This is a genomic window from Mycobacterium sp. E787, assembly GCF_001668725.1.
Taxonomy (GTDB): Bacteria; Actinomycetota; Actinomycetes; order Mycobacteriales; family Mycobacteriaceae; genus Mycobacterium.
On sequence record NZ_LZKL01000007.1, the window covers coordinates 1 to 17,669 of the forward strand.

Here is a 17,669-nt window from a genome sequence, read left to right on the forward strand (position 1 = left end):
GTGGGCAGCAGGTGGTGTTGCCGGCGCCGGGGACGTCGTTCGCCCGGTGGGCGTCGCTGCTGGGTGAGTACGCGCACCGCCCCGAGGTGGTGCAACTGGCGCAGGCCTGGCGGCAGATCGCCGCGCTGCCCACCGCGCTGCCGGCGGTGCGCCCCGACGCGGACACCTATGCCAGCGCCGGGAACTTGTCGGTCGAGCTGGACGCCGAGACCACCCGGATGCTGCTCGGCGAGGTGCCCGCGGCCTTCCATGCCGGCGTGAACGACATTCTGCTGATCGCGTTCGCCTTGGCCTGCACGGAGTTTCTGGGGACCGGCGGCGCGCCGATCGTCATCGACGCGGAGGGTCACGGACGCCAGGAGGAGCTGGCCGCGTCGGGGGAGCATGTCGACCTGTCGCGCACCGTGGGCTGGTTCACCACCAAGTACCCGGTGGCCTTGAAAGTCGGCGGGTTGTCCTGGGCGCAGGTGGTGGCCGGCGACGTGGACCTCGGCGCCGTGATCAAGGACGCCAAAGAACAGCTGCGCGCGCTGCCGGATGGCCTGACCTACGGCGTGCTGCGCTACCTGAACGGCGAGGCCGACCTGGACGGCTCTGACCCGGCGATCGGGTTCAACTATCTGGGACGGCTGGGCGCCGGAGCGGCCGAGGTGTCCGGTGATATCTGGGAGATCCGCCAGGACGGCTGGTCGGTGACCGGTGTCGCCGCGGCGATCCCGATGCCGTTGATGCACACCGTCGAGCTCAACGCGGGCACCCTGGACACCAGCGCAGGCCCGCGCCTACGGGCTGGGTGGACGTGGGCGCCATCGGTCCTGGATCACGCGCAGGTCTCCCGGCTGAGCCGATTGTGGTTTGACGCGCTGGCCGGCATCTGCGCGCATGTGCGCGGCGGCGGGGGCGGGCTGACACCGTCGGACCTCCTGCCCGCTCGCCTGAGCCAGCCGGAGATCGACGAGCTGCAGCGGCGGTACCCCATCGCCGACGTCCTGCCGTTGACCCCCTTGCAGCAGGGCCTGTTGTTCCATGCCAGCACCGCCCGCGGCGGCGACGATGTCTACGCGGTGCAGCTCGACGTCACGTTGAGCGGCCGGCTCGATCAGGATCGCCTGCGCGAGGCGGTACACACCGTGGTGACCCGCCATCCCAACCTGGCGGCCAGGTTCAGCGCACGCTTCGACCAGCCGGTGCAGATCATCCCGGCCGATCCGGTGGTGCCCTGGCGGTATGTCGACCTCACCGGCGCCGGCCCGGACCTCGACGAGCGGATCCAGCAGGTGTGCGCCGCCGAACGCGCCGCCGTTTACGACCTGGCCGACCATCCGGCCCTGCGGGTCGCCCTGATCCGCACCGGAGAGGATCAGCACCGGTTCGTGCTGACGAACCACCACATCGTGCTCGACGGGTGGTCGTTGTCGATCCTGCTGGGTGAACTGTTTGCCAGCTATTACGGGCAGCGACTGCCCGCGGCGGGCTCTTACCGCCGGTTCGTGACCTGGCTGGCCGACCGCGACCTCGATGCCGCCCGCGCGGCCTGGCGCGAGGTGCTGGACGGTTTCGACACGCCCACGTTGGTCGGCCCACCGGATTGGTTCGGGCTCGGGCGGCGAGGCGTCGCCTCGTTCCGCGTACCCGAACAGACCACGCGGGCCATCGGCGAGCTCGCGCGCTCGCGGCACACCACCGTCAGCACCGTCCTGCAGGCCGCCTGGGCCCAGCTGCTGACCTGGCTGACCGGCCAGCGCGAAGTCGCCTTCGGCACCGTGGTGTCGGGCCGGCCGGCCGAGGTGCCCGGCGCCGACTCGATGGTCGGCCTGTTCATCAACACGGTGCCGGTGCGCGCCCGCATCACCGCGCCCACCACTGCCACCGACCTGCTCGATCAGCTGCAAAGCGCCCACAACCGGACGCTCGATCACCAGCACCTGGCGCTCAGCGAGATCCACCGCGTCGCCGGCCATGGACGACTCTTCGACACCGTTTTCGTGTATGAGAACTACCCAACCGACGCTGCGGCGTTGTCGGGCGCCGACGGGTTGAGTGTCACCGAGCTCACCAACCGCGACTACTACCACTACCCGCTCGCGATCCAGGCCGTCCCGGGCCGCGAATTGGAATTCCACCTCCAATTCCGGGCGGATGTGTTCGACCCGGCCGACGTCGAGGCGCTGATCGAGCGGTTCACCCAGGCGCTGGTGGCGATGACCACCGATCCGACGCGACCGTTGTCGTCTCCCGATGGTCACCAAACGGGCAAGCACGCCGGCCTGGGCGGGCCGAGCGACCAGATGCCGCCGCCCAAGCCCGCACCGACAACGGTGTCGGCAACCCCACCCCATCCCAACGGCGGCGATCACCATGCCGCCGCCAGCCCGGTCGAACAGATCGTCACCGGCGTCTACACGCGGGTCCTCGGTGTGGAGCGCGTCGGAGTCGACGAGTCGTTTTTCGACCTCGGCGGGGACTCGCTGGCCGCCATGCGGGCCATTGTCGGGATCAACACAGCCCTGGGCACCAACCTCGCGGTGGCCGCCCTCTTCGAGGCGCCCTCCGTCAGTCGCTTGAGCCAGTGGCTGGGTGGACAGGCCTGCTCGGAAGCGGAAGTGCCCCTCGTGAGTCCGGCCGGCGAGTCTTAGGAAGACCCGGGCTGCCGCAACTCCGAAGTGGAGGTGCCGGGGCGGCTACCAAATACCAGGCATCAGGCGATAGCGCACCTTCTGCGTGTACTCGCGGTATCCGTCCAGCTCCTTCCGGAGCAGCTCCTCCTCGTCGTGGATGCGCGAGGCGAGCACGATCAGCCCGGGCACGACGAAGACCAGTCCCCAGTACGAGCCGAGCGCCAGGGGGATGCCGAGCATCATGATTAAGTTGCCGGTGTACATGGGATGGCGCACGAGCCCGTACAGTCCGGTGGAGACGACGTTTTGCCCCGCCTGCACCCGGACGGTTGCGGCGGCATAGCTGTTCTGAATGACGACTGCCCCCACCACGCCCAGCCCGATGGCGACCAGCACGTCACCGACCAGGCAGGCTGCCGCGGGCACCGGCGACCAGCCGTAGCGGTGGTCGAGGACGCTGAACACCACCATCGCCGCCAACGACAGGTACAGGCCGGCGATGACGACCTTCTGCGCCATCCGAGTCTCGGCCGCCGGCCCCCCGCGCATTCGCGCCTGCAGCGCAACAGGATTCGTTCGTGCCAGGTAGACGACGGGGATCCACGCCGAAAGGCCGACCACCACCAGAAAGACCCACGCCTGCCAGTAATCGAACGTGCCTGCCGGAAGAAACAACATCGAGCCGAACACGACAAACTCGACCAGACCGAAGACCACCATCTTGGGAACGGTTTTCACCGATCCTCCTAAGTCCGTCCCGTACCGCAGGCTGTCGGCGCGGCATCGCTGCGGGCAGCGACGACAGATGCGCCGGACTGAAACTACCGCCCCATTCCGAAGGATGTGTACGAATCCGACGGCGAGCTTGTGCTGCGCTCAGCGAGCGTGATGTGCGCCGTTGGTGCGTCGACGAAGGACGTTGCGCGTCGGCGATCAGCGGCCGGATTTCGTCGCCCGGCACCGGCGACATCCGGCGGGTAGGCGGCTCTACAGAAAGGGAGCGAAAACGGCCAACGGCGGTACCGCGGGCGGGCATCCCTGCGGCCTCCCGTGACATGAACTGCCCCGCAGCAGGCCCTCGATGGCCGCCAGCACCTGGCGACCGACCGACATTTGGTACTCGCGCAGGTACTGCTCCCGGCGCGGGTCGTCCTCCGCCAAGTGGTGGGTGAGCGGATGCTGCGTTTTCCAAACCGCATCCTGTGCCGCCTCGCCCACGGCTATCAGAAAGTCGTCCTCCTGCATGTCCCCCCGATCAAGTCTCAATGACAGATTGAGTGCCCTTCGCCCGCTCACGCGTAAGACAAGTCACCGCCCGCAATTTTCCCGCAAGCCGAGTTTGAGCAATTGTTGTGGTTCCTATTTTACTCATTAAGCGTCCGCCGAGCAGAATATCCGCGCTGCATGGCAAGCAAACTTCAGGCAGGCCATCAGGCATCCCGGCCAACGAGTCGCCGTGCCGAGGCGGCAAATTAGACCGCTGCACAACAAAGCATTTGGTCCCAAGCCCGCGATCGACGGGTCGAGGTGCCCACGCCGCCGCCAGAGGTTGGCAAATACGATTGGCAGCTATCCAACCGACTCGTAAATGCAAATTATGGTTTTCAGTTTGTCGCCGGCCCGCGGGCCGGCCGACGAAGGCGATTCAGCCTCACAACTCCGAGCGGCAGATGACGGTAGTAGGCCACAAAGCAGCTCGTGAAATTGCCCGCCGGCCGATTTTCTCGACGCCGGCGACGCCGACGCGATTGCGGCGCGACGTCCGCCTGAGGCGGTCGGCCGCGAGAGGACGGCCCGCTCGCCGCGAGCCGCGCGAGGCGACCAGCAACGCTCGGGGGCGCGCCCCGGTACCCGACTGCGGTACCGATGGAGCCGGCTTAGTTTGAGCGAGCCAGCCCGGCACGGTCCGCGTCGCGATCACCCGGGCGCAGCTCGGCGACAGCAAAATCGCCCGATCGTCGAATGGTCGCAAGCGGCGAGGCGCGATCCTGAGCCGCGATGCGTCAAGGTCGTATACGCAGGTCGGGCAAATATACCCAAAGTTGGGAATATCGAACGCAATCGTGATTTAGGATGGATTGCCTTGTACTCAGAGGAATGACGTTATGTATCCCGAATGCGACGGACGTGGCAGCAGCGCTGCGGCAGTGCCCAATCGAGGGCGTCTACGAAATTCCGCGAAACGTTGTAGGGCACGTGTCGAACACGATACGTTTTCACTTTGGCTGGTGGATCGTGACCGCGGTGTGGGAGGGCACGACGCCGAGATAGCCTTCGGAGGACACCAATGTCGTATGTGATCGCGGCGCCGGAAGTGTTGGTCGCCGCGGCGGCAGAGGCGGCAGGGATCGGCTCGTCGATCAGCGCGGCTAATTCGGTGGCGGCAGCCCGGACCACCCAGATCGTGGCCGCCGCTCAGGACGAGGTGTCGGCAGCGATCTCGGCGCTGTTTTCCAACTACGCGCAGCAGTTCCATGCCCTGACCACTCGGGCGGCGTCCTTTCATGCCCAGTTCGTGCAGGCCCTGACCGGGTCGGGGGGCGCGTACGCGGGTGCGGAGGCGGTCAATGTCGCGCCGTTGCAGGCGGCGCAAGGCTTGGTCGCGGCGGAAACGCCCGCGGCCATATTCCCCTACCAGTTCTCATTGCAGACGATCCTCGACAACATCAATTTGGTCGGCACCACCTTCCTGAGCACCCCCCTGGTCGGCAACGGCGCCAACGGGACAGCCGCCAGCCCCAATGGCAAGCCCGGCGGCATCTTGTTCGGCAACGGCGGCAACGGCTGGAACTCCAATGTCCCCGGGCAAGCCGGTGGCAGCGGTGGTAATGCCGGATTGGTGGGCAACGGTGGAAATGGCGGGAGCGGTGGGGCCGGCGCGAGTGGAGGGAATGGCGGGAACGCGACCCTCCTCGGTAACGGTGGTCTAGGCGGGATCGGTGGCGCCGGCCTGGCCGGGCTCTTCGGCGGCAACGGCGGGAACGGTGGAAACGGCGGGGCCGGCGGTTTCCTCGAGGGTATGGGCGCGGCCGGTGGGGCTGGCGGGGCGGCGTCGAGTTCCGCCGGCAACGGCGGTAACGGTGGTAACGGCGGCGGCGCGGGCTGGTTCAACCTCGGCGGCCCAACCGATTTCAAGGCACACCCCGGGATCGGCGGTAACGGCGGTAGCAGCACCGCCGGCACCGGCGGCAACGGCGGCGTGGGCGGTTCCGGAATCTATCTCGGCGGCACCGGCGGCAACGGCGGCGACGGCGTCATCGGCGGTAACGGCGGTAACGGCGGCTCGGTGTTCAACAACGACTTGGGAGGTTTCGCCGCCATCACCGGCGGTACCGGCGGTAACGGAGGAGCCGGCACCACCGGCGTCGGCGGGAACGCGGGCAACGGCGGGAACGCGTTTTTGGGTGGCTACAACTTCCTCCGGCCCTTCTATGTCGAAGCCGCGCAGAGCAATAACGCCCTCAACAACATCCTGGCGTCCGTTCTCACGAACTACCTGAACGGCGGCACGGTCACCGGCGGGGCCCCCGGACTCCCCGGGGTCGGGTTGGGCGGCGTCGGCGCCCCGGGCACGACGGGCCTCGCCGTCAACATGATGACCGGCACCGGCGCCCCCTCGAATATCGGCCTGAACCTCGGCTCCATGGGCCCCAGCGGCGTCGACCCGCTCGTCGGGAACAACCTGACGGACGTGGGAATCGTCATCAACGACGTCAAAGCGGCACTTGGCCAGCCCTTCATCCAACTGACGGGCGGCTTGATCGGCAACGGCGCCAACGGGACGCCGTCGCACCCCGACGGTTATAACGGCGGATGGCTGCTCGGCAACGGTGGAAACGGGGTTGACGGCGGCCGCGGCGGCAACGCCGGTCTGATCGGTAACGGGGGCAACGGCAGCGCCGGTGCGGCCGGCCAGGCCGGCGGCAACGGTGGAAGCGCGCTGCTGCTCGGTAACGGCGGGGCCGGCGGTGCCGGGGGGTCCAGTGGGCTTCTTGCCGGCGGGGCCGGCGGGAACGGCGGTAACGGCGGGTTCTTCGCCGGCAACGGCGGCCCCGGCGGCATCGGCGGCAACGCGACCGGTCTCCTGGGCGACGGCGGGGCCGGCGGGAATGGCGGCAGCGTCGGCTTTTTCGGGACCCCGGGCAACGGGGGTGCGGGTGGCACCAGCGCGACCTTCACCGGCGGGGGCGGCGGCAACGGCGGGAATGGCGTCGCGGTTGGCGGTACCGGCGGGCACGGTGGAGACGGGTTCCTGGGCGGCGGGGCCGGCGGGAACGGCGGGGGCGTACTGGCCGACGGATTCGGGACTTCCATCGTCGGCGGGAACGGCGGTGACGGCGGTAACGGCACGGGCCCCGCGTCCACCGGCGGTGCGGGCGGCAACGGTGGCGACGCCGTCATGGGTAACTACCCCTTCACCACGGCAGGCGACCGCACCTGGTTCCTCAACGCGCCCGCGAGCCTGAACGCCACCGGCGGTAACGGGGGAGTCGGTGGTACCGGTGCTTTGGTTGCCGGCCACGGCGGCAACGGCGGCGCTGCCTTCGACTACGCCGGGGGAACAGCCACCGGCGGGAACGGCGGAGCCGGCGGTGCCTCAGGGTTGCTCGGCCTCGGCGGAAACGGGGGCACCGGCGGTGCCGCGTACAACTACGGAACCGGTTCGGCCGTCGGGGGACAGGGCGGAAACGGCGGTACCGGTCTTGCCGGGACGGCCGGCACGGCCCTCAGCCCGGACGGCACGGCCGGCGGTAGCGGCGGTGCGGGCGGCAACGGCGGTAATGCCACCGGCGCCACGGCCATCAACGGCTCGGGTGGTCAGGGTGGTCAGGGCGGTGCCGGGGGTGCCGGGTATGACCCGTCGACCGACCCGCACGCGCTGGCCGGGGCCGTCGCCGGTAACGGCGGCGCCGGCGGTGTCGGAGGCGCCGGCGGGGCGGTCGGCACGGGCGGCGCGGGCGGCACGGGCGGCAACGGCGGCACCGGCGGTGTCGGTGGTGCCGGGGGCACCGGTCTGACGGGGGCCGACGGCGGCAACGGCGGGAACGGCGGCCTCGGCGGAGCCGCGGGCAGCGGCTCGATCATCAGCGCGGCCGGCACCGCCGGCACCGGCGGGACCGGCGGCGCCGGTGGCGGCGGCGGCGCCGGTATAGCCGGGGGAAATGACGGCTCGGGTGGTTCCGGCGGAACGGGGGGTCAGGGCGGTGCCGGTGCGGCGGTGAGCAACGCCGGGAGCACCGCGGGCATCGGCGGGAACGGCGGCGCCGGCGGCGTCGGCGGCAACGCGGGCGGCGGTGTCGGCGCTCCCGGTCATGCGGGCAGTGGCGGTAACGGGGGCGCCGGTGGCCAGGGCGGGGCAGCCAACAATGCCACCGCGGTGAACGGCGTCGGTGGAACCGGCGGGCAGGGTGGGGCCGGGGGAACCGGCAGCACCGGCACGGCAACCCTGGCCGGTGGTGCCGGAGGTACCGGCGGTAACGGCGGCACCGGTGGCTCGGCGGGGGCCGGCATCGGCACCGTGGGCAACGGCGGTACCGGCGGCCAGGGTGGTCAAGGTGGCGCGGCCGGGGCTTCCGGTGGGGCCGGCATCGGTACCGGCGGCACGGGTGGCACGGGCGGCACCGGCGGCGTCGGCGGTCCCGGTGCTGCGGGCACGTCGGGCGCCAGTCCCACCGCGGGCACCCAGGGCGGTCAGGGCGGTGGCGGCGGTGCCGGCGGCCGCGGCGGTGCGGGCATCGGCGGGGTCGGCGGGGGCCAGGGCGGAACCGGCGGCATCGGCGGAGCCGGTGGTGCCGGCGGCAACGGCGGCAGCAACACCGGCAGCGGCAATGGGGCGACCGGCGGGAACGGCGGGGCCGGGGGCGCCGCGGGTGCCGCCGGCGTCGGAACCGACGGCGGCGCGAACGGCGGCATCGGCACCGGCGGTCAGGGCGGCGCCGGCGGCACCGGCGGAAACGGGGGCACGGGTGCCAACGGCACGTCAAGCGCCAGTCCCACCGGCGGCAGCCAGGGCGGTCAGGGCGGTGCCGGCGGTACCGGTGGTACCGGTGGTGCCGGTATCGGCGGGGTCGGCGGGGGCCAGGGCGGAACCGGCGGTGGCGGCGGCACCGGCGGGTCCGGTGGTACCGGCGGCGCCAACACCGGCACCGGCAATGGCGCCATCGGGGGCCAAGGAGGCACCGGCGGCACCGCGGGGACCGGTGGCGTCGGGGGCACCGGCGGCGGTACCGGCGGCACCGGCGGCGTTGCCGGCACGGGCGGAACGGGCGGGACCGGCGGTGGCGGCATCGGCACCGGCAGCGGCGGCCAAGGCGGTACCGGCGGCACGGCCGGTATCGCGGGCGTCGGCGGCGCCGGCGGCAGCGGCAACGGCAACGGCGGTACCGGTGGCGGTGGTGGCGTCGGCGGCAACGGCGGCACCGGCGGCAGCGGTGGCCTCCTCGGGTCGGGCGGCAAAGGCGGGTCGGGTGCGATCGGCGGCACGGGCGGCAGCGGTGGCAACGCCAACGGCACCGGCACCGGCGGCACGGGCGGCACCGGTGGTTTCGGCGGCAACGGTGGCACGGGCGGCGACCTCGGTGTGCTTCCCGGCCTCCCTGGCACCAACGGCGGCGGCGGCAATGCCGGCAGCGCCCCCACCGGTGCCACCGGCGGGACCGGCGGCAGCGGCGGCACCGCGGGCGCCGGGGGCGCCGGCGGCTGACGGCTTCCCACGCGGCTGGACAACAGCGGTCCCTCCGCTCAGCACCCGGCGGATCACCTCCGCGACGGCAGAGGCCGCGCGACTCGTAGGCTGAGCTCCGATGAGGGCACCGATCGAGACGTCACCGCTGGCCTGGCTGGACGAGGTGGAGAAGCAGCGCCGCGAGGCCGGGCTGCGCCGCTCGCTGCGGCCGCGCCCGGCCGTCGCCACCGAGCTCGACCTGGCGTCCAACGACTACCTCGGGCTGTCCCAGCACCCCGACGTGATCGAGGGCGGGGTCGCGGCGCTCCGCATCTGGGGCGCGGGGGCCACCGGTTCGCGCCTGGTCACGGGCGACACCGAACTGCATCAACAATTCGAGGCCGAGCTCGCCGAGTTCGTCGGCGCGGCCTCCGGCCTGCTGTTCTCGTCGGGCTATACCGCGAACCTGGGCGCCGTCGTCGGCCTCTCGGGCCCCGGTTCGCTGCTGGTGTCCGACGCCCTTTCGCACGCGTCGCTGGTGGACGCCTGCCGGCTGTCGCGCGCCCGCGTGGTCGTGGCGCCGCACCGCGACGTCGACGCCGTGGACGCGGCGCTGGGTTCCCGCGGCGAGGAGCGCGCCGTGGTCGTCACCGACTCCGTCTTCAGCGCCGACGGCTCCCTGGCCCCGGTCCGCGAACTGCACGCGGTGTGCCGCCGCCACCGCGCGCTGCTCATCGTCGACGAGGCGCACGGCCTCGGCGTGCGCGGCGACGGCCGCGGGCTGCTGCACGAGCTCGGCCTGGCGGGCGCGCCCGACATCGTGATGACCACGACGCTGTCCAAGGCGCTCGGCAGCCAGGGCGGGGTGGTGCTCGGGCCGGCGCAGGTGCGCGCACACCTGATCGACGCGGCCCGGCCGTTCATCTTCGACACCGGCCTCGCCCCGGCGGCGGTGGGCGCCGCGCGGGCCGCCCTGCGCGTTTTGCAGGCCGAGCCGTGGCGCCCGGGGGCGGTCCTGCAGCATGCGCGCCTCCTGGCCAAGACGTGCGACGTGCCCGACGAGCCGCGGTCGGCGGTGGTGTCGGTGATCCTCGGCGATCCGGAGGTGGCGCTGGCCGCGGCGACCGCGTGCCTGGACGCCGGGGTGCGGGTCGGCTGCTTCCGGCCGCCGACCGTGCCCGCCGGAACGTCGCGGCTGCGCCTGTCGGCGCGCGCGTCGCTGGACGACACCGACCTCGAGCTGGCGCGCCGCGTGCTGACGGACGTGCTCACGGGACTTGTTTAGGGCGCGCCGTTGACCGTCCTGGTCGTCACCGGTACCGGCACGGGGGTCGGCAAGACGGTCGTCACCGCGGCGCTGGCGTGCCACGCCCGCCAGGCCGGCATCGACGTCGCGGTCTGCAAACCCGTCCAGACCGGCACCGACTGCGGCGACGACGACCTGGCCGAGGTGGCCCGGCTGTCCGGGGTCACCGAGCTCGCCGGGCTCGCCCGCTACCCGCAACCGCTGGCGCCGGCGGCCGCGGCCGGGCAGGCGGGCATGGCGCTGCCCACGCGCGAGGATCTGGAGCGCCTCATCCGTGAACTCGACCGGCCGGGGCGGCTGACGTTGGTGGAGGGCGCCGGCGGGTTGCTGGTCGAGCTCGCCGACGGGGGCGTCACGCTGCGCGACCTCGCCGCCGCGCTGGGCGCGGACGCGCTGGTCGCCGTCACCGCGGAACTGGGCACTCTCAACCATACCGCGCTGACACTGGAAGCGCTTGCCGCGCAACGAGTTTCATGCGCAGGGTTGGTGATTGGCAGCTGGCCGCCCCGGCCCGGGCTGGTGGAGGAATCGAACCGCGCCGCGCTGGCCGAGCTGGCGCCCGTCCGGGCGGTGCTGCCGGCCGGTGCCGGAGCGCTGGGCGCCACCGACTTCGCCGCGATGAGCGTCGCAGCGTTCGAGCGCGGCTGGGTGAGCGCGCTGGTGCGCTGATGGTCCATTCGATCGAGCTGGTCTTCGACCCCGACACCGAGGCGGCGATCCGCCGCATCTGGGCCGGCCTCGCCGGCGCCGGCATCCCCAGCCAGGCGCCCGCCAGCCGGCCGCACGTGACGCTTGCCGTCGCCGAACGCATCGACCCCGACGTGGATGCGCTACTGGGCCCGGTCAGCGGGCGCCTGCCGCTGACGGCCACGATCGGGGCCCCGGTGCTCTTCGGGCGGGCAACCGTCGTGTTCGCGCGGCTCGTGGTGCCGACGACCGAGCTGTTGGCGCTGCACGCCGAGGTGCACCGGTTGTGCGGTGCGCATCTGTCGCCCAAGCCGATGTCCAACAGCCTGCCCGGCCAGTGGACCGCCCACGTCACGCTGGCCCGCCGCGTCGGCGGCGCCCAACTCGGGCGGGCGCTGCGCATCGCGGGGCGCCCGACGCAGGTCGACGGCCGCTTCGCCGGCCTGCGGCGCTGGGACGGCAACAAGAAGGCCGAACACGCGATCCGTTAGCCACCGAACAACAGATACAGGCCGGTGAAGGTGTAGCCCACCATCACCAGCATCATGGTGAGCTGCCCGGTGAGCTGATGCCCCGCCGGTAGCAGCCGCAGCGCCCTGTCGTGGGCCGCGATCACCGCCAGGATGTGCCCGGTGACCACGCACGCCACCTTGATGCCGGCGAGCACCGGGGGATGGCTGGACAGCACGTAGGCGACGTGAAAGTGCGCCAGCCCCAACGGGTTCCAGCCGCGGCCGAACGGGTCGGCCAGGGCGGCCACCGCCCGTTGTCCACGCTCGACGAGGTAGCTCAAATAGTGGGCGAAGATGTAGCCCAACACGATCGGGATCAGCGAGTGCGCCATCTCGCCGGGCAGGGCGCGGCGCCGCTCGCGGTCGACGCCGCCGGTGGCGCGGGCGGCCAGCGAAAACGTCAGCGCCACAACGGAAATGAACACGACCAGGCCAACCGTTCGCAACACCGACGAGGATAGCGTCGGCGGCATGCCGAAGCCGCGCGAAATCCCGTCGGCGAACCCGCGCCACGTCGCCGACGACGAGAAGCTGTCGAAGGCCGTCGACCCGAGCAGCACCGCCAGCAGCACGACCACACCCGGGCGCACCGGCAGCGACGGCAGGTGGTCGAGCGGGTTGCCCACGACGATCCGCCCGGTGTCCGGGTTGCGGCGAAACGGGCACAGCCGCGACACCGCCATGCTGTACACGCCGAACGGGTCGGCCCGCGCCAGCCAGCGCTGCCCGCACAGCCACGCGCCGCCCAGCATGAGCACTGCGTAAACCAGCAGCCACGCCTTGACCATCGGCAGTGACGCCGAATTCGGGCTGGCCAGCTCCGCCCACACGAACGCGAACAGCCCCGCCGCGGCGGGCCGGTATCCCCAGCCCTCGGGGCACGGCCGCCGTCCGCCTCCCGGCAGGACACGGTGCAGCAGCCGATACACCGTGCGCATCGGCGAGATCACCCGCCAGACCGGCCCGAATGCCAGCGACAGCGCCACCAACCCGACCCACAGCAGCACGTAGAACGCCCCGAGCAGCCCGTTGGACTCCGATTGCGGCCCCCACACCCCGGCCGCCACGGCCCACACCGTGAACGCCAGCGCCAGGAGGGCGGCCGTCCACCGGGTCGCCGGCGCATCGACAACCGCGGTCAGCGCTTCCGGCAGCGGACGGCCGGGCTTGCCGGGGTCGAACCGCGGGCGCCGCCAGGCGAACGCGACCAGCGCGAAGGTGAACGTCAACGCCCACGCCGCGCCGACCATCGCGTACAGGTACGGCACCGGAAGGTCGCCCGACCCGCCCAGACCGTGCGCGAGCACCACCGCCGCGCCGCGGTCGCTCACGGCTGTACTTGGATGGTCGCGATCGTGCGGTCCAGGTGATGCAGCTCCACCTCGACGTTGCCGGGCACGTCGACGCTGAACTGGAAGGTTTGGTTGGGCGCGGCCGCGACCGCGAACTTGTGGTCGGGCGTCGAGTGCACGTGCAGCTCGTCGGTCGCGTCGCTGCTGACCCGCAGGGTGATCTGCTGGTGCACCTTGGCCAGCAGGGTGGCGTTGGTCGGGGTGACCTGCCCCTTGGCGATGGTGATGTCGACGACCGGGCCGGCGCCGGCGGGCTGGTTTTGCGAGCCGCCGCAGGCGACCAGCGCCCACGTCAGCGCCGCCACCCAGACGAGGGCGCTCCGAACCGTCATCGAATCAGGCCGCCCTGGGCGCGCCGGGCAGGGGCTGCTTCTCCTCGACCGGCTCGGGCGCCTGCTCGGCGTTGTTGAGGCGACCGGCGCCCCACGCCAGGGCCGAGATCACCATCAGCGTCAGGATCAGGACCACGATCCCGCCGGCGGTGAACAACCAGGTTGGCGCGCCCTGGTCGCGTTCGCGCTGCAGGATCGTGACCTCCAGCACGAACGGCCGCGTGCTCGACGCCAGCGCGGGAACCTCGGGCGCCGGGATGGCGTCGTCCGCCGGTTCCCAGATGGGGACGGCCGTCATCGTGCGGCCGTCCTGGACCCGCAGCAGCGTCTTCCATTCCCCCCACACCGGGACCGGCTGGGTGGACCGGTAGTGCCCCGGTCCCACCTTGGCGAGCCGGTCGATCATCAGGCCCCGGTTGTTCTGCATCCGGCCCTGCCAGGACAGGATGGTCAGCCAGTCCGGGTGGTCGCTGACGAACGGCGGATTCAGCTGCACGTCGGCCGAGACCATGCGCTGCCCGGGCGGGCTGGGCAGGTCCGTCAAGTTGACGGTGGCGGTGTTCTGCCGCGGCACGAGGATGTGCAGCCCGTTGGCCACCGCGCCGCCGATCACCAACACGGTCAGCGCGACCGCCGCGATGCCGACCTTGCGGCCGGGCAGGCGCTGCCCCGTCAGCACCAGGCCGAACAGCGCCCCGCAGACGCCGGTCAGCACCGCCACCGGCACCGCCATCGCCAGCGCCTCGCCCCACATGCTGGTCGGCCACGGGTAGTGGTACACCGCTCCGATCCACAACGATTCCAGCCACAGCCCGACGGTCCCGACGGCGAGGCCGGAAACGGCGCCAAAGGCGATGGGGCGCTTGAACAATGGGGTCAGCGCCACCAGTTCGACGACCAGCGCGGGGCCCAGGTACAGCGGGAACCAGTTGATCGGCGCGCCCAAGATGGGGCCTACCAGCAACGAGACAGCGCCGCGCAGCGCGATGGCGAACAGCGCCGCGATGATCGCGGCTCCGCGTCCCATCGTGTAGCGGGCGGCGACGGCCGCCAGCGCGGCCGCCGCGGCGATCAACATCGGCTGGAACACCAGGCGGAATTGCGGTACGCCGAAGTCGAATTCGATCTGATAGACCGACAGGCCGATGAACAAGCCGCCGAACGACAGGTAGCGCAGGAACGTGATGAAGACGCCGTGGTAGACCTCCCCGGCCTCGTGAGCCTCGCCCTCGCGCTCCAGCATCAGCACCGCGAACAGGGAGAAGCACGCGCCGCCGATCATCATCAGATGCGTTGGGCCCCAAAGGGTCACGTCTTGGCCGAAGATGCGGTGCCAGATGTCGTCGAGCGGGAACCCGATCATCGCGTACAGCCCGCAACCGGCCATCAGCACGCCGCCGACCGGGGCGTGCCAGTCACGTGTGATCCGCACCGCCGCCGGGCCCGGCTTGTCGAACGGCAGCACCACCGCCAGCATGCCCCCGACGAAGATCCCGAACAGCCCGATGATGATGAAGTAGTGCGCCGGATTCGCCAGGGGGCCGGGGTCGCGGCCGTTGCCGATGTGCCAGCTGACGTCCCAGATGAACCCGAACAGCGCGCAGATGATCGACGTGGTGAACACCAGCACCGGCAGGGCCACCCAGTTCGGGCGGTGGAACTTCTCGCCCATCTTGTCCGCGATCCGGGTCAGCCACTCGATGCGATGGGTGCGATGGGCGTGCCCGACCCACAGCATGACCGCGGCGATCACCACCGCGGCGACCGACAGCCCGATCACCTGGTTCAAACCCGCGCCGCGCGCCGGTGCCTCGGCAACAACAGTCAGATCCGCCGATTTCATCGTCAAACCCTCCCAACACGCCTGACCGAAGGTGGTGTGAGCAAACTCGCAGCAACCGGAATGCCCCGATCGCGGGCCCGTCAATCACCCTTTTGGTCGGCGTCGGCACGTCCCTCGGCGGGTTTGCCACCGGTGCGCCGGTCTTTGAGCGCGACATACAGGATGACGGCGACGACGAGGATCGCGGGCAGGAACGCCGGGATGGCCAGCAGCAGCATGTGGTGGCCGAGGTATTCGACGTGCGGGGCGGTCTGCCAAACGGTCATTCTGCAGGGATACCCCGCAGCCCCCATGTTGCGCGGCCGTTACCCTACTTTGAACACCGATTGATTCAGGCTGCCGGATTCGGCAGGCGCGGCTGCGCGCGCACGGACACGAAGGCAGGGGAGTACCTGGTGACTCGAGCGGCAACTCGGCCGGCGACCGGCGCCGACGACGCGAACAACGACATTCTCGCGGTGGCGCGGGATCAGGTGCTCGAGCGCGGCGAGGGACTGAGCCGGGACCAGGTGCTCGAGGTGCTGCGGCTGCCCGACGACCGGCTCGACGACCTGCTGGCCGTGGCCCACGAGGTGCGGATGCGCTGGTGCGGGCCGGAGGTCGAGGTCGAGGGCATCATCAGCCTGAAGACGGGCGGCTGCCCGGAGGACTGCCACTTCTGCTCGCAGTCGGGGCTGTTCGCCTCGCCGGTGCGCAGCGCGCGGCTGGACATCCCCAGCCTCGTCGAGGCGGCCAAGCAGACCGCCAAGTCCGGCGCCACCGAGTTCTGCATCGTGGCCGCGGTGCGCGGGCCCGACGAACGGTTGATGGCGCAGGTCGCGGCCGGCATCGAGGCCATCCGCGACGAGGTGGAGATCAACATCGCCTGCTCGCTGGGGATGCTGACCGCCGAACAGGTGCAGCAGCTCGCGGCGATGGGCGTGCACCGTTACAACCACAACTTGGAGACCGCCCGCTCGTTCTTCCCCAACGTCGTGACCACCCACACCTGGGAGGAGCGCTGGCAGACGCTGTCGATGGTGCGCGACGCGGGCATGGAGGTGTGCTGCGGCGGCATCCTCGGCATGGGTGAAACCCTGGAGCAGCGCGCGGAATTCGCCGCCGACCTGGCCGAACTCGGGCCCGACGAGGTGCCGCTGAACTTCCTCAACCCGCGGCCGGGCACCCCGTTCGGCGACCTGGAGGTCATGCCGGTCGCCGAGGCGCTGAAGTCCGTCGCCGCCTTCCGGCTGGCGCTCCCGCGCACCATGCTGCGCTTCGCCGGGGGCCGTGAGATCACCCTGGGCGACCTCGGCGCCAAGCAGGGCATCCTGGGCGGCATCAACGCCGTGATCGTCGGGAACTACCTGACCACGCTCGGCCGGCCCGCCGAGGCGGACCTGGAGCTGCTCGACGACCTGCAGATGCCGATCAAGGCGCTCAATGCCAGTTTGTAAAGCCACCTTGTAAGACACTGGAGCCGTGGTTCGGGATCTGGGCGCTCCGGTGAGCGCCGGCGTCTACAACGTCTACACCGGGGAATTGGGGGGCACCGCCATGCCGACGGCCGCCCAGCTGGGCCTCGAGCCGCCGCGGTTCTGCGCCGAGTGCGGGCGCCGGATGGTGGTCCAGGTCCGTCCCGACGGCTGGCGGGCGCGGTGTTCGCGGCACGGCCAGGTCGACTCGGCCGACCTGGAGGCGCGGCGATGACCGAGCAGGCGGCGCCCGGGGCGTTCGAGCCGACGGGCGTTTCCCGCACGGCGCGGACGCGCGCGGTCGTCACAGCGGCGCTGGGACTGACGGCGACCGGCGTGGTGATCGGCGCGCTGTGGGCCTGGATCGCCCCGCCGATCCACGCGGTGGTGGCGATCACCCGCGCGGGCGAGCGGGTGCACGACTACCTGGGCAGCGAATCCCAGCACTTCTTCGACGCGCCGTGCCTGCTGCTGGGGCTGTTGACGGTCCTGGCGGTGGTGGGGACGGTGCTGGTGTGGCAGTGGCGCCGGCATCGGGGGGCGGCGATGGTCCTCGGGCTGTCGCTCGGCATGGTGGCCTCCGCCGCCGTCGCCGCCGCGACGGGCGTCGTGCTGGTTCGGCTGGGCTACGGCGCGCTGAATTTCGATGCCGTCCCGCTGTCCGGCAGCCCCGCGGTCGCCTACGTCACCCAGGCGCCGCCCGTGTTCTTCGCGCGGACGCCGCTGCAGGTCGCGCTGACCCTGGCGTGGCCCGCCGGCGTCGCCGGCCTGGTGTACGCCCTGCTCGCCGCCGCGGACGCCCGCGACGACCTGGGCGGGCTGCCGGTCATCGCGCGGCCGGCTTCCGCGCTCCCGCTGGAGCCGGAGGCCCCGGAGGCGGCCGTCTCGTAGCGACTCTGGT

General features: G+C 71.6%; 14 protein-coding genes. 8 read left to right on the forward strand and 6 right to left on the reverse strand.

The annotated features are described in order from the left end of the window. On the forward strand, nt 1-2,636 hold a 2,636-nt coding region (locus tag A5705_RS00045), incomplete at its 5' end, for a condensation domain-containing protein (protein ID WP_068274374.1). 45 nt (nt 2,637-2,681) lie between these two features. Here the strand turns inward: A5705_RS00045 and A5705_RS00050 are convergent. Both A5705_RS00050 and A5705_RS00055 read right to left on the reverse strand, forming a co-directional pair. Beyond that, complete coding sequence (locus tag A5705_RS00050; protein ID WP_156738371.1) at nt 2,682-3,338, reverse strand: isoprenylcysteine carboxylmethyltransferase family protein; 657 nt, start codon at nt 3,336-3,338, stop codon at nt 2,682-2,684. 267 nt (nt 3,339-3,605) lie between these two features. Beyond that, complete coding sequence (locus A5705_RS00055; protein WP_156762974.1) at nt 3,606-3,884, reverse strand: hypothetical protein; 279 nt, start codon at nt 3,882-3,884, stop codon at nt 3,606-3,608. A 1,021-nt stretch (nt 3,885-4,905) separates the two neighbouring features. Between A5705_RS00055 and A5705_RS00060 the strand changes: the two genes are divergently transcribed. The 4 genes from A5705_RS00060 to A5705_RS00075 all read left to right on the forward strand — a co-directional run bounded on the left by A5705_RS00060 (nt 4,906) and on the right by A5705_RS00075 (nt 11,766). Next, nucleotides 4,906-9,321: a PE family protein gene (locus tag A5705_RS00060; protein ID WP_068274377.1), complete on the forward strand. Its 4,416-nt coding sequence runs from the start codon at nt 4,906-4,908 to the stop codon at nt 9,319-9,321. Nucleotides 9,322-9,421: 100 nt separating this feature from the next. Beyond that, a complete protein-coding gene (locus tag A5705_RS00065; protein WP_068274379.1) occupies nt 9,422-10,567 on the forward strand; it encodes an 8-amino-7-oxononanoate synthase in 1,146 nt (381 codons plus the stop codon). A gap of 9 nt (nt 10,568-10,576) precedes the next feature. Next, nucleotides 10,577-11,257: a dethiobiotin synthase gene (gene bioD, locus A5705_RS00070; RefSeq protein WP_068274383.1), complete on the forward strand. Its 681-nt coding sequence runs from the start codon at nt 10,577-10,579 to the stop codon at nt 11,255-11,257. After that, nucleotides 11,257-11,766 (forward strand): 2'-5' RNA ligase family protein, encoded by a 510-nt coding sequence (locus tag A5705_RS00075; protein WP_068274385.1) that lies wholly within the window; start codon nt 11,257-11,259, stop codon nt 11,764-11,766. The genes bioD and A5705_RS00075 overlap by 1 nt, the downstream gene beginning before the upstream one ends. On the opposite strand, the gene A5705_RS00080 is transcribed toward A5705_RS00075, so the two are convergent. The 4 genes from A5705_RS00080 to A5705_RS00095 form a co-directional block, all read right to left on the reverse strand. Then, nucleotides 11,763-13,118 carry a hypothetical protein gene (locus A5705_RS00080; protein ID WP_068274387.1) on the reverse strand — a complete coding sequence of 452 codons (1,356 nt, stop codon included), beginning with the start codon at nt 13,116-13,118 and terminating at the stop codon, nt 11,763-11,765. The genes A5705_RS00075 and A5705_RS00080 overlap by 4 nt on opposite strands. Then, nucleotides 13,115-13,471, reverse strand: a complete 357-nt coding sequence (locus tag A5705_RS00085) for a hypothetical protein (RefSeq protein WP_068274389.1) — start codon at nt 13,469-13,471, stop codon at nt 13,115-13,117. The genes A5705_RS00080 and A5705_RS00085 overlap by 4 nt, the downstream gene beginning before the upstream one ends. A gap of 4 nt (nt 13,472-13,475) precedes the next feature. Further along, nucleotides 13,476-15,314 (reverse strand): hypothetical protein, encoded by a 1,839-nt coding sequence (locus A5705_RS00090; RefSeq protein ID WP_068274390.1) that lies wholly within the window; start codon nt 15,312-15,314, stop codon nt 13,476-13,478. A gap of 80 nt (nt 15,315-15,394) precedes the next feature. Then, nucleotides 15,395-15,580: a hypothetical protein gene (locus A5705_RS00095; RefSeq protein WP_067878352.1), complete on the reverse strand. Its 186-nt coding sequence runs from the start codon at nt 15,578-15,580 to the stop codon at nt 15,395-15,397. Nucleotides 15,581-15,709: 129 nt separating this feature from the next. Here A5705_RS00095 and bioB point away from each other — a divergent pair, with 129 nt between their 5' ends. Genes bioB through A5705_RS00110 form a run of 3 tightly spaced genes read left to right on the forward strand, consistent with a single transcriptional unit; the run spans nt 15,710 to nt 17,659 of the window. Beyond that, nucleotides 15,710-16,750 (forward strand): biotin synthase BioB, encoded by a 1,041-nt coding sequence (gene bioB, locus A5705_RS00100; RefSeq protein ID WP_067879132.1) that lies wholly within the window; start codon nt 15,710-15,712, stop codon nt 16,748-16,750. Nucleotides 16,751-16,775: 25 nt separating this feature from the next. Continuing rightward, nucleotides 16,776-17,003: a hypothetical protein gene (locus A5705_RS00105; RefSeq protein ID WP_067878355.1), complete on the forward strand. Its 228-nt coding sequence runs from the start codon at nt 16,776-16,778 to the stop codon at nt 17,001-17,003. Further along, a complete protein-coding gene (locus tag A5705_RS00110; RefSeq protein WP_067878359.1) occupies nt 17,000-17,659 on the forward strand; it encodes a DUF2567 domain-containing protein in 660 nt (219 codons plus the stop codon). Before A5705_RS00105 ends, A5705_RS00110 begins: the two co-directional genes overlap by 4 nt. Nucleotides 17,660-17,669 lie beyond the last annotated feature (10 nt).

Coding starts and splice junctions, on each gene's coding strand:
- A5705_RS00110 (WP_067878359.1), top strand. CDS start 17,000: ATGACCGAGCAGGCGGCGCCCGGGGCGTTCGAGCCGACGGGCGTTTCC.
- A5705_RS00095 (WP_067878352.1), bottom strand. CDS start 15,580: ATGACCGTTTGGCAGACCGCCCCGCACGTCGAATACCTCGGCCACCAC.
- A5705_RS00075 (WP_068274385.1), top strand. CDS start 11,257: ATGGTCCATTCGATCGAGCTGGTCTTCGACCCCGACACCGAGGCGGCG.
- A5705_RS00085 (WP_068274389.1), bottom strand. CDS start 13,471: ATGACGGTTCGGAGCGCCCTCGTCTGGGTGGCGGCGCTGACGTGGGCG.
- A5705_RS00050 (WP_156738371.1), bottom strand. CDS start 3,338: ATGGTGGTCTTCGGTCTGGTCGAGTTTGTCGTGTTCGGCTCGATGTTG.
- A5705_RS00090 (WP_068274390.1), bottom strand. CDS start 15,314: ATGAAATCGGCGGATCTGACTGTTGTTGCCGAGGCACCGGCGCGCGGC.
- A5705_RS00060 (WP_068274377.1), top strand. CDS start 4,906: ATGTCGTATGTGATCGCGGCGCCGGAAGTGTTGGTCGCCGCGGCGGCA.
- A5705_RS00065 (WP_068274379.1), top strand. CDS start 9,422: ATGAGGGCACCGATCGAGACGTCACCGCTGGCCTGGCTGGACGAGGTG.